Origin of the sequence: Cohnella sp. GbtcB17 (assembly GCF_019091135.1) — a bacterium.
Classification (GTDB): Bacteria; Bacillota; Bacilli; order Paenibacillales; family Paenibacillaceae; genus Cohnella.
Genome location: NZ_JAGXJW010000005.1, coordinates 1 through 13,266 on the forward strand (window position 1 = coordinate 1; position 13,266 = coordinate 13,266).

At 59.3% G+C, this 13,266-nt stretch carries 13 protein-coding genes and 2 tRNA genes; 8 read left to right on the plus strand and 7 right to left on the minus strand.

Features of this window, described 5'->3' with window-relative positions:
* The coding region (locus KVT38_RS03400; protein ID WP_306795284.1) for a uracil-DNA glycosylase at positions 1–381 on the plus strand (381 nt) is incomplete at its 5' end.
* A gap of 71 nt (positions 382–452) precedes the next feature.
* On the opposite strand, the gene KVT38_RS03405 is transcribed toward KVT38_RS03400, so the two are convergent.
* The 4 genes from KVT38_RS03405 to KVT38_RS03420 all read right to left on the minus strand — a co-directional run bounded on the left by KVT38_RS03405 (position 453) and on the right by KVT38_RS03420 (position 2,414).
* Positions 453–1,385 (minus strand): S-layer homology domain-containing protein, encoded by a 933-nt coding sequence (locus KVT38_RS03405; RefSeq protein ID WP_254638953.1) that lies wholly within the window; start codon positions 1,383–1,385, stop codon positions 453–455.
* 121 nt (positions 1,386–1,506) lie between these two features.
* Positions 1,507–1,582, minus strand: a tRNA-Val gene (locus KVT38_RS03410).
* A gap of 140 nt (positions 1,583–1,722) precedes the next feature.
* Positions 1,723–2,145, minus strand: coding sequence for a hypothetical protein (locus KVT38_RS03415; protein ID WP_217592293.1), 423 nt, complete (start codon positions 2,143–2,145; stop codon positions 1,723–1,725).
* Between the two features lie 193 nt (positions 2,146–2,338).
* A tRNA-Val gene (locus KVT38_RS03420) sits at positions 2,339–2,414 on the minus strand.
* Positions 2,415–2,737: 323 nt separating this feature from the next.
* Between KVT38_RS03420 and KVT38_RS03425 the strand changes: the two genes are divergently transcribed.
* A complete protein-coding gene (locus KVT38_RS03425; protein WP_217592294.1) occupies positions 2,738–2,959 on the plus strand; it encodes a hypothetical protein in 222 nt (73 codons plus the stop codon).
* 131 nt (positions 2,960–3,090) lie between these two features.
* Here the strand turns inward: KVT38_RS03425 and KVT38_RS03430 are convergent, their stop codons facing one another.
* Positions 3,091–3,825 carry an MBL fold metallo-hydrolase gene (locus tag KVT38_RS03430; RefSeq protein ID WP_217592443.1) on the minus strand — a complete coding sequence of 245 codons (735 nt, stop codon included), beginning with the start codon at positions 3,823–3,825 and terminating at the stop codon, positions 3,091–3,093.
* 175 nt (positions 3,826–4,000) lie between these two features.
* Between KVT38_RS03430 and KVT38_RS03435 the strand changes: the two genes are divergently transcribed.
* The 3 genes from KVT38_RS03435 to KVT38_RS03445 all read left to right on the plus strand — a co-directional run bounded on the left by KVT38_RS03435 (position 4,001) and on the right by KVT38_RS03445 (position 5,431).
* Complete coding sequence (locus KVT38_RS03435; RefSeq protein WP_217592295.1) at positions 4,001–4,222, plus strand: hypothetical protein; 222 nt, start codon at positions 4,001–4,003, stop codon at positions 4,220–4,222.
* A gap of 211 nt (positions 4,223–4,433) precedes the next feature.
* The gene (locus tag KVT38_RS03440) at positions 4,434–5,009 is read left to right on the plus strand and encodes a stalk domain-containing protein (RefSeq protein WP_217592296.1); all 576 of its coding nucleotides are present in this window, start codon (positions 4,434–4,436) and stop codon (positions 5,007–5,009) included.
* 131 nt (positions 5,010–5,140) lie between these two features.
* Positions 5,141–5,431 carry a DUF1292 domain-containing protein gene (locus KVT38_RS03445; protein WP_090115327.1) on the plus strand — a complete coding sequence of 97 codons (291 nt, stop codon included), beginning with the start codon at positions 5,141–5,143 and terminating at the stop codon, positions 5,429–5,431.
* A gap of 78 nt (positions 5,432–5,509) precedes the next feature.
* Here KVT38_RS03445 and KVT38_RS03450 read toward each other — a convergent pair whose 3' ends face one another.
* A complete protein-coding gene (locus KVT38_RS03450; RefSeq protein ID WP_368859048.1) occupies positions 5,510–6,979 on the minus strand; it encodes an aminotransferase class I/II-fold pyridoxal phosphate-dependent enzyme in 1,470 nt (489 codons plus the stop codon).
* A gap of 294 nt (positions 6,980–7,273) precedes the next feature.
* Between KVT38_RS03450 and KVT38_RS03455 the strand changes: the two genes are divergently transcribed.
* A complete protein-coding gene (locus tag KVT38_RS03455; RefSeq protein WP_217592298.1) occupies positions 7,274–8,458 on the plus strand; it encodes an MFS transporter in 1,185 nt (394 codons plus the stop codon).
* Positions 8,459–8,668: 210 nt separating this feature from the next.
* A complete protein-coding gene (locus KVT38_RS03460; RefSeq protein ID WP_217592299.1) occupies positions 8,669–11,674 on the plus strand; it encodes an efflux RND transporter permease subunit in 3,006 nt (1,001 codons plus the stop codon).
* Positions 11,675–11,824: 150 nt separating this feature from the next.
* Here KVT38_RS03460 and KVT38_RS03465 read toward each other — a convergent pair whose 3' ends face one another.
* Complete coding sequence (locus KVT38_RS03465) at positions 11,825–12,466, minus strand: YktB family protein (protein WP_217592300.1); 642 nt, start codon at positions 12,464–12,466, stop codon at positions 11,825–11,827.
* A 179-nt stretch (positions 12,467–12,645) separates the two neighbouring features.
* Here KVT38_RS03465 and KVT38_RS03470 point away from each other — a divergent pair, with 179 nt between their 5' ends.
* Entirely contained in the window at positions 12,646–13,242 is a 597-nt protein-coding gene (locus KVT38_RS03470) for a hypothetical protein (RefSeq protein ID WP_217592301.1), read from the plus strand.
* Positions 13,243–13,266: the final 24 nt, after the last annotated feature.

Genomic DNA, 13,266 nt, shown 5'->3' on the forward strand with positions numbered 1-13,266 from the left:
GTGCTGGGGGTGCGTGAAGGCGGGGCCAACTCGCATAAGGGATTAGGCTGGGAGCGGTTTACGGATGCCGTCGTCGCGGCGCTCAACGAACGGGAAGAGCCGCTTGTGTTTATTTTGTGGGGCAGCCATGCGCAGAAGAAGGCCGCGTTTATCGACAAGCGCAAGCATTTTGTGATCGCTTCCGCGCATCCGAGTCCGCTGTCCGCCCACAACGGATTTTTCGGCAGCAAGCCGTTTTCCAGGGCAAACGACTACTTGAAGGAAGCCGGTCTTGAACCGATCGATTGGTGCGTGCCTGAGCTGGCGGGAGAAGAGCGGGAGCATATGCGGCTGGAAACGGCGGCGTCGGCCGAGCGATTCGATTCGGACCCCCGCGTTTGAACCGGCCAAAGGAAAAAACGAAAAAACGAGCCGTCGGGGATTTCCCCGGCGGCTCGTTTAAGCATGGCCGTTTATTGGGCTTCGCCCCCGAGAACCGGGGTGTAGCCGTTGCTGACGTAGACGGATGCCTTGACTGTCGTGATCACTTGCGGATAAAGAGCTGCCGGATCGGGCTTCAAAATCCGGTAGGTGACGATCGCCTGCTTATCCTTGAACGCGACGTTCGCGATCTCGATCCCGTAGCCCGGATGCGGGGCCTGGGCGGATACCGTCACTTTTTGCGCTTCGCTGCCGTACGCCTCGCTCGTCAGCTTCAAGTCGGTCAGCGGAGATACCGGCTGCTCAGGCTCCGCAGGCGGCAGCGGCTGCGTGTTTTTGACGAACGAAAGCGCTTTGGCGAGGATGACCGCTGCTTCGCTGCGGGTGATCGCGTCCTTCGGACGGAATTTTCCGTTGTTATCGAGCGAAGCGATTTTTCCGATCAGCAGCTTTTGAACGCTGTCCATGTACGTTTTCGTGACTTTATCTTCGTCCTTGAACGTTTGGTACATCTCGATCCACGCATAGTCGCCTTTTTTGCTGATCGCTTTAAAAACCCAGTGCGCGAATTGCTCGCGCGTCACTTTGCCGTTCGGGTCGATATCGCGCGGAATCTCGAGTCCGTTCAGGTTCGCGACGATGAAGGCTTTGGCGTAGTAAGCATCGTCCTTAACCTTCGTATAGAAGTCGCTCGCTTTCGGCTCCTTGATGAACCGAATGTTGTCGATGTTGAGACCGAAGCCGTTCACGATGAGCAGGACGGCCGACTGCGCCGTGAGCGCGCTTTTCGGCTTGAACATCCCGCTGCCGTCGCCTTTGATCAAACCTTTCTTTTGAAGTTGCTCGATGTAGCTTTTGCCTGCGTCCTTCTGAATGTCGTTGAAGGCGAACGCCGAACCGCTTGCAGTCAAGGTGAGCAGCAAGACGGCGAGTAGAACGAACAAGCTCTTGTACGACTTTTTCATGATCATGTCCTCCTCGTATGGATGGTTTTCCCGAACGCTCATCCACTCAAACGCACGCATGAGCCGAAAGGTTGCAGAAGACGAAAAAGGAAGCCCTCGCGGGCTTCCGGAAAGTTAAGAATGGTGATCTGAACAGGTATCGAACCTGTGACCCCTACCCTGTCAAGGTAGTGCTCTCCCAGCTGAGCTATCAGATCATGTGTGGTGGCGACTTGATTGATTATAGAGGAAGATTGACGTGCTGTAAAGTGTTTTTCGGAAAAAAATTAAAAAATAAAGAGAGTCCGAATCGGCGAGCGGACTGTGCGTTATTCCCGCCGATTCGAACTCGATCGCATTACGTTTTTTTCTTCGCTTCGGCCGTCCAGGAACGGTTGATTTGTTCCTTCAGATGAACGCGTTCCTTGTCGAGCAGCTTGCTGATCAACTGGTCCTCGCTCATGCCTTTGGCTTTGCCGATTTGAGCGATCGATTTGCCCTTTTTCAGCTCGTCGATCAGCTGCGGCGGCGTCATGCCGAGCACCTCCGCGATATCGTTCAGGCGGCGATGGTGCTTGCGCCCGTGGTGATGCCCTTCGCGATGCACGCGTTCGGCGTGTGGGGCCGGCAGGGCTGAGGCAGGCGTTTGGAGCTGCTGTCCGGCTGTCGGCCAGTCTCCGGCGGGCGATTCGGCGTTGGCCTTGCCTGCCGTCGTCGGAGAGACGAGAGCGAGCAGCAGCACCGCCGCGAATAGCACGTTGCGGCGAGAAGCTTTTAACATGGTGAAATTCCCTCCTTCGGTTCTTATTGTGAGCAGGAGAGAGTGACTTTAAACGGGGTGAAAAGAAATGACAGGAAAAACGGATCGGGAAGGAGCCGCTACGCAAGGTAGAGGTGAATCAGGAGAAGGGGGAGAGCGGGTGAACGCAAATAAAAAGAAGCCTGTATCGCAAGGCTTCTATTATCATTAAGTATGGTGATCTGAACAGGGATCGATCCTGTGACCCCTACCCTGTCAAGGTAGTGCTCTCCCAGCTGAGCTATCAGATCGTATCGGAAGGAACTCTTATATAATAGCAGGACAAGCGATCGAAGTCAACACCCTGTTTTCACAAAATTTAAGGCGAATCGGGATGAATCGCCCCGACACGGCGTAAAATGATCATGTCAATATCTAGGGTTACAATAGCCGAAAACGGAGGCGCTTCCCGGGAATGGACAATATCCCGCTATTAACGCTTTGGCTCCTATTGCTGTTCGGCCTGATCGGCGCCGTGCTGATCGCCGTCGTTCGCCTGCTCGATCGCGAAGGATAGAAGCGGAGCGATCGGCAAACACTGGGGATATCCGACATCAGAAAAGAGGAATCCCCCATGAACGTTCGCAAGACGAGCTGCGCTCAATGTGCGGCCAAGTTGTTGATGATCGCCGGAACGGCCGCAACGCTGGCCGGCTGCAGCCTGTTTCCGAAGCCGGACGATACGGCTCCCGTGCTGACGACCGTATACGCGCCCTATGCGCCTTATGCACCTCATGCGCCGTCCGTCGATCAGGACGTTTATTCGTCGCTGTCGCCTTCCCACTTTTTGGAGTAGGCTTTTTTTGTTACCCAGATCGTCAGCCAGATGATGACGGCTACGACGATCGCCGCTCCGATCCACAATCCAACCATTCGTTTCGCCTCCTTCTTGGATGAATCGTCCCCGGTCTTTCCGCCCGCTGCAGGTCAGAAGCTGTACAGGCGATGCTGCTCGACAAACGTCATTGTGCCGGTGCGGCCGACGTAAGCCGGCTGGGCGTCTCCGTAGTGCATGAGGTAAATTCTGCGCTGCAGGTCCTCGGGCAGCGTCAGCAACTGGGGTAGGCAAGTATGTACGACGCCCGGGGATTCCAGCTGACAGTCGTGGAAGATCGTCTCCACGCCTCGCTCATCGACAAGCCGCCGAAGCAGCTCGGGCTCGAAGATCATGTCGGACGAGTAGAAAAACGAAGATCCGAACAAGATCGAATAGCTGAGCTTGCCCGGGATATGCGGCGTTCGCAGCAGCTCCGCGGTAAGCCCGGGCAGTACCTCATAGGGTACGCCTTCGCGGATCGGCCGTACGTCGAAGTAATCGGCGAGCGAGAGCAGGCCTTCCTGTTCGAGGCCGCCCCGCAGAGAATGCTCCCACAAGATGCCGGTCAGCGTATCTGCGATATATAATGGAATTCGCCGTTTGAACTGGAACTTCAATTGAAAAGCGAGTTCCTCCAGTCCGCCGACGTGATCCGCGTGAATATGGGTGATCAGCACGCCGTCGAGCTCCGGCAGGGAGATGCCGAGCTTGCGCATGGCCACGTGCGCGGTCGTCCCGCAGTCGAGCAGGAGCTTCTTGCCCCCTGCGTATACGATGGCATTGTTATTGTAAAATTCCTTGGCGAACGCGCTTCCGCAACCCAACATCCGAATATCCATCTGCAGCCTCCCGTGACCAGTCCCAACAAGCCTCCGACCGTAAATTCTAAATTACTGTACCATAATTTAAGAGGTTTCAGAAGATGTCAATTCGCATACCGGACCGGCAGTGGCGTCCGGGCTTTGGCATGCATAAGTTATTCTGGCGCTCCGCACACGGCCGCCGGAGGAGAAGCGCGAGATGAGCAAGCCAGCCAGCCAGAGTAAAAGCGCAAAAGGCGGAGCTAAAAAGAAAGTGCATGCCGAGCATGTCCAGCCGCAGATGAAGGTCGTTTTGTCCGACGTATGCGCCGTCTGTCCGACGCCCTGCAGCCGGGGCATCGCTTACCTCGAACGGATGACGAAGCCGGGCGCGCTGGGCAAGGGCGTTCCCTGCGTCCTTACGCTTCCCAAAAAAGGCTGAAGCGAACGGGGAAATAAACGGAAGGGGAGAGCATTTCCCGGGCAACCGCATATTCCGAGCCGGCCTGCCGACACTTCGGATTATCGGTCGAATCGTCCCGAAACTTTAATCTCTCCCCTTACCGCAACTTTTGTGCGCGAACGCGGTATATACGTTTACATAACGGAAAAAAGACCTTTGTCAACTTGCGGCGAATACGGAGGGATATGTAATGAAGCTGCGCAGGCTTCTGATATTGACGGTCGCGCTCTCGCTGGTCGGCGGCTCCGCCATATACGCGGACACGATCGCGCAGAAGGTTCGGATCGTCATCAACAAGCAGGAGCTGGACGACCAGGGCATGCTTGAGGACGGCAAGGCGTACGTCGGCGTCCGCAGCCTGGCCGATCTGATGAAGGCGCTCGTCATTTGGGACGACGCCGCGAAGAAGGTGTCGATCGTCAAGCCGAACGTGCACATGTTTTTGATGGACGGCAGCAAGCCGTTCGGAGGCGTGGAGCGCGGCAAGAAGAGCTTTAAAGTGTTCTCGCAGGTGGACAATCTGACGACGTCGATCAACGCGTTCAAGGTGACGATCGCGGACCCTTACGGCGACGAAAAAGAGATCGAGACGCACACGAGCAAAGAAAGCGACTTTCCGACGGACAAGGACAACTTCTGGTTCACGAGCGGCGAGTACGCCTACAACTTCAGCAGCGTAGGCAAGTACACGATCCGCTTCTGGATGAAGTCGGCCGACGGCGGCGCGTATCAGGTCGTGTCGGAGAAGACTGTTTTCGCCAAATAAACCGCGCCGGGCGCGGATCACGCAAGAGCCGCGAGCCTGGATCGCGGCTCTTGGCGCGTCGTTTGACCCGGTACGGGGTTAGTGTTAGGATAGGGCGAAGACTAATTTAACCAATGAACGGAGGTTCTCCCATGAGCGACCATGTTCATGACGAAAACTGCGATCACGAGCATGACGAAGCCGTATTCGTCGTGACCGACGAGGATGGCAACGAGCACGAGATGGTGCTGGTGTATACGTTCGAGAGCGGGGACCAGGCATATGCGGTGCTGCTCGACCGCAACGACCCGGACGACGACGGCGTTATCTTCCGAATCGAGGAAGACGGCGAAGACGAAGTCCTGGTCAACATCGAAGACGACGAAGAATGGGAACGCGTCATGAAGGTGTACGAGGAGCTGGCCGCGCAAGAAGCGGACTGAACGCTCGCGCAAAAAAGCCAATCGGTTCGAATGGGCGACGAAGCCGGCATTCGAACGATTGGCTCTTTTTGTGTTCGCTCAGGAGATGGCGGTCTCCTCGACGATGACCTTGACGAACTCGACGTTGCGGTCTTCCGGTCCTTTGACGGGGAGCCCGACCTCCAGGTGGTCGACGATATAGTCGATGTTGTCCTGGGAGATGACTTCTCCGGGGAGCAGGATCGGAATGCCCGGCGGATAGACATAGATAAATTCAGCGATGATCCGGCCCGCCGACGCGCGGAACGGCACGATCTCCGTCTCGCCGTAGAAGGCGTCTCTCGGCGTGAGGGAGAGGTGCGGAATCTGCGGAATCTCGACGACCAGCTCCTTGATCTCGCCTTTGCCCATATAAGTGTTCGACAGCTCGCGAAGCGCGGCGAGCAGGATGCCCATCGACTCGTCGTCGTCGCCCGGCGTCACGAGACACAAAATATTGTACATATCGCTCAGCTCGACTTCGATGCGGTATCGATCCCGCAGCCAGTTCTCCGCGTCGTAGCCGGTGATGCCGAGGTGGCGGACGTGAATCGTCAGCTTGGTCGGGTCATAGTCGAAGGTCGCTTCCTCGCCCAGAATGTCCTCGCCGAAGCAGTAAAGTCCGGCAATCGCATTGATCTCCGCGCGGGCCTGCGAAGCTCTCGCGACGGCGCCCGCCGCCAGCTCGCGGCCGTTCGTTGCCAGGTGGCGGCGCGCCGCGTCCAGCGAAGCGAGCAGCGGATACGAGGTTGACGTCGTCGTCAGCAGGCTAAGGATCGTCTGCACGCGCTGGATGTTGACGAGCGCGCCTTTTACGTTGAGCACCGAGCTCTGCGTCATCGAGCCGCCGAGCTTGTGGACGCTCGTCGCGGCCATGTCGGCGCCGGCGGCCATCGCGGACAGCGGCAGCTCGTCCGAGAAATGGATAAGCGCGCCGTGCGCTTCGTCGACGAGCACCGGGATGTCGTATTCGTGAACGAGATCGACGATCTCCTTCAGGTTGGCACATACGCCGTAATAGGTCGGGTTGATAACAAGCACGGCAGCCGCGTCGGGATGGCGTTCTAGCGCCCTGCGCACCGACTGGGTCGTCACGCCGTGATCGATCCCGAGATTGCGGTCGCGCGCAGGAGACAGGAAGACGGGCCGCGCGCCCGCAAAGATGATCGCCGACAAAATCGACTTGTGCACATTGCGCGGCACGATGATCTTGTCGCCGTGGCCGCAGACGGACAGGATCATCGCCATGATGGCCGTGCTGGTGCCCTGGACGGAGAAGAAGGTCGCGTCCGCGCCGAACGCGTCCGCGGCGAGCCGCTGCGCCTCGAGAATGACGCTCACCGGCTGGTGGAGGTCGTCGAGCGGCGCAATATTGATCAGGTCGATGTCCAGGACGTTCTGGCCGACGAAGCTGCGGAATTCGGGATCCATGCCCGCGCCTTTCTTGTGGCCGGGAATGTGGAACTGGACGGGATTGCGTTCCTTGTGGCGCAGCAGCGCGTCGAACAAGGGCGTGCGGGTATGGTCCACTATAGTTTCACTGCCTTTCAATGCCGAACATAGATTGCGAACAAGCATGAGTATAGCAAAACCGCGGGGGATTGCAACCGTCGGGGAAGCCGTCGGGACGAGCGACAGAGCGTTCGGAGAGCGCCCGGAGAGTGTGCTGAGCTCGGATGTCGCGGGTGTCGGACCGTCACGAAAACGTCATGCGCTTTCATTTGGAACGGACCGGGCGTTGTGCTACGATATGGAGTATAGATGAAGGCCGGCTCCCGAACGAATCGGGCGCGGGTCTTTAATAGGGTTAAAGGAGAAAAAAACGTGAAAAGCAGGCTGATCATCGTAGGACTTATGTTGTTCACCGTATTCGTTGGATTCGGCATTATCATTCCGATCCTGCCGCAGCTGGTGACGAACGCCAGCCCGGAATCGGCGAACTGGCATACGGGCGGCATGCTGTCGCTTTATTCGTTCGTGTCGTTCCTGCTGTCTCCGGTATGGGGCGGCTTTTCCGAGCGGATCGGACGCAGGCCGGTCATTATGATCGGCGTGCTCGGCTTCGCCGTCAGCTTCCTGATGTTCGGTCTCGCCGACGGCAATCTGTGGATCATGTACGCGTCGCGGCTGCTCGGCGGCCTGTTCTCCGGCGCGGTCACCGCCTGCATCGTCGCTTACGTCGCGGACATTACGTCCGAGGAGAACCGGACGAAGGGGATGGCCGTCGTCGGCATGAGTATCGGCATGGGCTTTACGTTCGGTCCTTTTATCGGCGGCGAGCTGAGCAATTGGTTTTCCCTGAACACGCCGTTTTTCGCCGCGGCCGCGCTGTCGCTGCTCACGTTTTTGGCCGCCTGGCTCAAGCTGCCCGAATCGCTCACGGCGGACAAGCGCGAGGCGGCCAGGCTGCAGAGGCGCGAGTCCCGCTGGACCGCCTTCCAGGGCCCGCTCAAGCAGCTTTACGTGCTGGCCTTTTTCGTCACGTTTTCGCTGGCCATCCTGGAGGGTACGCTGCAGCTGTACGGCATCGACAAGTTCGACGTCACGCCGCGCAAGATCGGCCTCATGTTCTTTTTCTGCGGCCTGGTCGGCGCGCTCGTGCAAGGAGGGATCGTGCGGCGGCGCGTCAAGCCGGGGCAGGAGAGCCGCTACATCGCGATCGGGCTCGTCATCTCCGCGGCAGGCTTTTTCCTGCTGCTGACGGCGCAGAACTGGATCGCCGCTTCCGTGTACCTCTGCATCTTCGGCGTCGGCAATTCGCTCATCAAGCCATGCGTCACCTCGCTCATCACGCAAAAGACGACCGTCTCCCAGGGCGTCGCCTCCGGTCTTAGCTCCTCCATGGACAGCCTCGGGCGTATCGTCGGCCCGCTGCTTGGCGCCGCGCTGCTGTCCGCGCAGGCCGGTCTTCCTTTTATCGTGTCCGGGCTGCTGTCGCTCGGCGCGCTCGGCCTGCTGGCCGGCTACCGGAGCTCCGACCGCACGGCGTCTCGTTCGCAGCGAGCCTGACCGCGCGACGCATAGAACGGCTTCTGGGCCGCCCCCCTGGGGGCGGTTTTGCTTTGCCCGCAGGAAGACGTTGGAAGCGGCCCGGGTCCGATTTCATCTCAGACTTTAGTCGGAGAGAAGGTCCGGTCTCTGGCCGTTGTTGCCGGCGGCCCTTTCTCCTTTATGCTTGATCGTAGCTGATGCAAGCTAGAGGAGAGGGGCTATTTTAACGTGAGTTCATTTATTCAAGGCGTATTCAAAAACAAGGCGGCGGTCGTCATCCTGGTCGTGATGACGCTGGGCCTGGGCGTGTTCAGCTACTTCAAGCTGCCCATGGAGTTTCTGCCCGAAGCCGACAACCCGCAAGTGACGGTCAGCGTCATCGGACCGGGCTACAACACGGCCACGATGGAGCGGGAGGTGACCGATCCGCTCGAGCAGGCGCTGTCCGCGATCAAGGGCAAGACCGGCATGCTCTCGACGTCGGGAGACGGTTACTCGCAGCTGAATTTGAACTTCGACGCGAAAACCGACATGTCGGAGGCCAAAGCCGAGGTCGAGAAGGCGGCCGCGGCCGTACAACTGCCTGAGCGCGTCTCGAAGCCTTACGTCATCCAGTACAACACGTCGATGATTCCGATCTCGTTCCTGTCGCTGACGTTCAAAGACGGCCTGAGCGACGCGGACAAGGCCACGGCCGAAGCGCGCGCGGTAGACGCCTTCCGGGCGATCGACGGTGCGGGCCAGGTTCAACTGTCGGGCAAGTCGAGCCCGCGAATCACGATCGTGCCGGATGCGGCGAAGCTCGCGGCCAAGGGCGTGCCGGCGCAGGCGCTGTACGCGGTCCTGCAAGGCCGCACCGCTTCGGCATCGGTCGGCGCGGCCGTGCTAGACGGCGAAGCGGTCAACCTGAATGTTAACGCCGAGCTCGGCAGCGCCGAGGAAGTCGCCAAGCTGCCGGTGGCTCCCGGCGTGAAGCTGTCCGACGTCGCCGCCGTGACGCAGTCCGACGACAAGGAGAGCGTGAGCCGCATCGACGGCAAGGACGCGCTTATGATCGTCGTCTCCAAAGGCGCGAACGCGAACGCCGTCAGCGTAGGCAAGGACGTCCAGAAGACGGCCGACCGGCTCATGGAAGAGAACGGCAACATGGAGCTCAAGGTTATCCTGAGCACCTCGGACCAGGTCGTTCATTCCGTGAACAGCATGATGCGCGAAGTGCTCATGGGCGCGCTGTTCGCCACCGTCGTCATTCTGCTGTTCATGCGCAACCTGCGCGCGACGCTCGTCACGATCGTATCCATTCCGCTGTCGCTCGGGCTGACGCTGTACCTGCTCGACCTGTCGGGCATCAGCCTGAACATCCTGACGCTGGGCGGCGTCGCGGTCGCCGTCGGGCGGCTCGTGGACGACAGCATCGTCGTCATCGAGAACATTTTCCGCAGGCTCCAGAAGGAAAAGTTCTCCGTCTCGCTCGTCATCGACGCGACGAAGGAAGTGTCCACGGCGATCACCGCCTCGACGCTTACGACAGTGGCCGTCTTCCTGCCGATGGGTCTGCTTCGCGGCTCGCTGCAATCGTTCCTGCTGCCCTTCGCGCTGACGGTCACCTATTCGCTGCTGTCGTCGCTGCTCGTCGCGCTGACCGTCATCCCGCTCATGAGCGCGGGACTGCTGAAGCGCTCAGAGATCAAGGAGCACCAGCCGTCCAAACGCTTCGGCGGCTTCCTCGAATGGAACCTGAAGCACAAGTGGCTGCCGCTGCTCGTCGCGCTGTTCCTGCTCGTCGGCTCGATCGCCACTTATTTCAACCTGCCGAAGGGCGCGATCGACTCGTCCGACGCCTCGAACGTCAACGTGCAGCTGTCGTACCCGCAGGATACGCCGGTCGGCGAAGTGCTAGACAACGGCAAAAAGCTCGAGGCGTTCCTCCTGAAGCAGGAGGGCCAAGAGTGGGTGAGCATGGACATGGGCAACAGCGCCGAAGGCGCCATGTACGGCAACGTCAAGTCGCCGACCCAGGTCGACTATACGATTCAGATGAAGCCGAAGGCCGACGCGGAGAAAATCATCGAAGCGGTCAAAAACGAGCGCGCGAACTATCCCGGCGCCGAACTGTCCGCGTCCGCCGGCTCGCTCATGTTCGGAGGCGGCGGCAGTCAGGTGTTCGTCGACATCGTCGGCGACGATCCGGCGGAGCTGACCAAGACGGCCGACCTCGTCATGGGCAAGATCAAGCCGATTAAAGACGTGCTCAAGGTCGCCAGCAATCAGCAGGAGCGCAAAACGGTCTATACGCTGCAGGTCGACCCGACGGTCGCCAAGGCGTCGGACATCGCTTCCCAGCTGCAGGGCATGCTGAACGCGGTGCCGCTCGGCAACGTCGTCAAGGACGGCCAGCTGCTGCCCGTGTCGCTCGAGCCGCTGCTCAAGCCCGGCGCGTCCGCCGAGCTGAACGATCTGACGGTCGCGACGGACGCAGGTCCGAAGAAGCTGTCCCAGATCGCCGAGTGGGTCAAGAGCGATCAGCCGACCGAAGCCTACCACAAGGACGGCAAGACGTATGTTCGCGTCAGCGCCACGGTCGAGCCGGCGCAGCTGTCGATCGTCGGCGGCAAAATCTCCGACGCGATGAAGGACGTCAAGCCGGCGGACGGCGTGAAGCTGTACGTAGGCGGCGCTTCCGCCGACCAGAACGCAGACTTCGCGAGCCTGTTCATGATGATGCTCGTCTCGATCGGCATCGTCTACCTGATCATGGTATTTACGTTCAAGACACTGCGGGCGCCGCTCGCGATTATGGCTTCGATTCTGTTCGTGCCGATCGGCGCCGTGCTCGGCCTGATCGTCACCGGCGTGACGCCCGACTTCACCGCGATCTTCGGCGTCGTCATGCTGATCGGCATCGTCGTCACGAACGCGATCGTGCTCATCGACCGCGTCAAGAAAAACGAAGCGAGCATGCCGATCCGCGAAGCGCTGATCGAAGCGGCCGGCACGCGGATGCGTCCGATTCTCATGACGGCGATCGCCACCGTATGCGCCATGCTGCCGCTGGTGTTCGGCACGTCGGAGAGCGGCAGCATCGTATCGCAGAGCCTTGCCATCGTCGTCATCGGCGGCCTGATCGTCGCGACGCTGCTGACGCTGGTGCTCGTGCCATGCGTATACGAGCTGCTCCACTTCCGCAAGGCGAAGCGCCAGCGGCGCGCGGCGAGCCAGTCGGCCGCGGCCTGATCGGCCGCCAAGAGCCGAAACCGGCAATAAGCCGGCATACGAAGCAGCCCCTCCGAGTATTCGGAGGGGCTGCTTTTGCGCTGCGCGCTGTTTGGCTTTGGCGAATTTTGGTGTATGAATGAGTAGGGCGGACGACGGGTTAAGCTTCCGTTAGAAGGATAGCTTGTACAGCGGCAGCAGCCGGCGGAACGTATCCTCGGCCGTCCGAAGCAGGAGATCCGGATCCTGCAGGCGTTCGTCGCCGCGCGCGAGGTGGAGGCCGCATGTAATCTCGGCCGCCTTGACCGTTTTGAGCCTGGCCAGCCACTCGGTCAACGACTCGCCGGAGAGGTCGGCATGAGGCACGCCGTCCGGCAGCGTATGGTCCTTGGACCAGACGAACGAGGCGGGAATCGCTGTGCGGATCGAATCGAGCTCGTCCGCCGCCGCTGAAGCGAATACCGTCTTGTTGCCGCTTTCGTAGATGATGGCAAATTGGATGAACAGATGCGTGGACCACAGTCCGATCTGAAAATGAGGATGCGCTTTGTAGCCGCGGGGATGACGCGACCACGCGACCCAAGTGTCGTCCGGCGGATTGACCGACCGCCTGGCGTGCTTGGCCACGTGCGGATACATAGGCTCCGCGCATAGTTCTGCCAAGTACGGCGCCAAGGCGTTCCCGAGCCCTTCGAGCTTGGGCCTGACCTGCCGGATGATCGCCTCCATCCGTCCTTCGAGGCCGGGGACGGCCAGGGCGTCGAAGTCCGAATCCGCAAAGCCCGCGAATCCGGCGTTAATTAGTGTGGACATGCCAGTCACCTCTTGAAGCAAATTTCAGTTTGCTATTTTGCCCTCACTATACCGGAAAATAGTCAAGAAACCAAGTAGCCATAACATAAGATGAAGTATAAGATAAGGGTAAGAACAAATAGTCTGAACATTCGGTCAACAACTCGATCGCTGCCCATACTGCAGGAGGGGGGATGCCCGTGAACCGCAGCCATGAAGTCGAATATTGCAATTTGGAGCTTCGATTCGATCGCGGACAGATTCAGAGTTTGATTCGGGATTTGATCCAAGAAGGCTATTCCCTATACTGGAACGAGAGCGAGTCGTATTTTCTCGTATCCGTCCGCACGGGGAGAAGACTGCTGAAGCTGCGATTCCAGCGAACGAGCGGACGCTACAAGATGGTCGGGGACTATTTGGTCAAGGACGAGAAGTTCGCGCTGTGGCTGGAGAAGCTGATCAACGATTCGAGAGGCCATGCCGTCGTCAAGCGTTTTCGCGACCGTCACTTGTTGATAGAAAATATTATGTTCGGGGAAATCATACGACTCGTGGAGGTGTCAGGCATGGAGCATCGGATTATATTCCAGAAGCGCCCTCAGATCACGGTAGAAGATATGATTCAGGCTTACAAATCAAGGCGTGCCGAGCAGCGCGCGGGTGTGCTGCGGCTTGAGATCGACTACGAGCTGGCCGTCCTGCACGAAGCGCTCCAGTCGGGAGACGCGGAGGGCGCCGAAGCAGCCAAGGCGAAGCTCGCCTCGATGCGGCTCGAGAGTCTTCAGCTCGAACTTTAAGACGCACGATATAGCATGGACGCA

Coding starts and splice junctions, on each gene's coding strand:
- KVT38_RS03415 (WP_217592293.1), bottom strand. CDS start 2,145: ATGTTAAAAGCTTCTCGCCGCAACGTGCTATTCGCGGCGGTGCTGCTG.
- KVT38_RS03440 (WP_217592296.1), top strand. CDS start 4,434: ATGAAGCTGCGCAGGCTTCTGATATTGACGGTCGCGCTCTCGCTGGTC.
- KVT38_RS03465 (WP_217592300.1), bottom strand. CDS start 12,466: ATGTCCACACTAATTAACGCCGGATTCGCGGGCTTTGCGGATTCGGAC.
- KVT38_RS03445 (WP_090115327.1), top strand. CDS start 5,141: ATGAGCGACCATGTTCATGACGAAAACTGCGATCACGAGCATGACGAA.
- KVT38_RS03405 (WP_254638953.1), bottom strand. CDS start 1,385: ATGAAAAAGTCGTACAAGAGCTTGTTCGTTCTACTCGCCGTCTTGCTG.
- KVT38_RS03435 (WP_217592295.1), top strand. CDS start 4,001: ATGAGCAAGCCAGCCAGCCAGAGTAAAAGCGCAAAAGGCGGAGCTAAA.
- KVT38_RS03425 (WP_217592294.1), top strand. CDS start 2,738: ATGAACGTTCGCAAGACGAGCTGCGCTCAATGTGCGGCCAAGTTGTTG.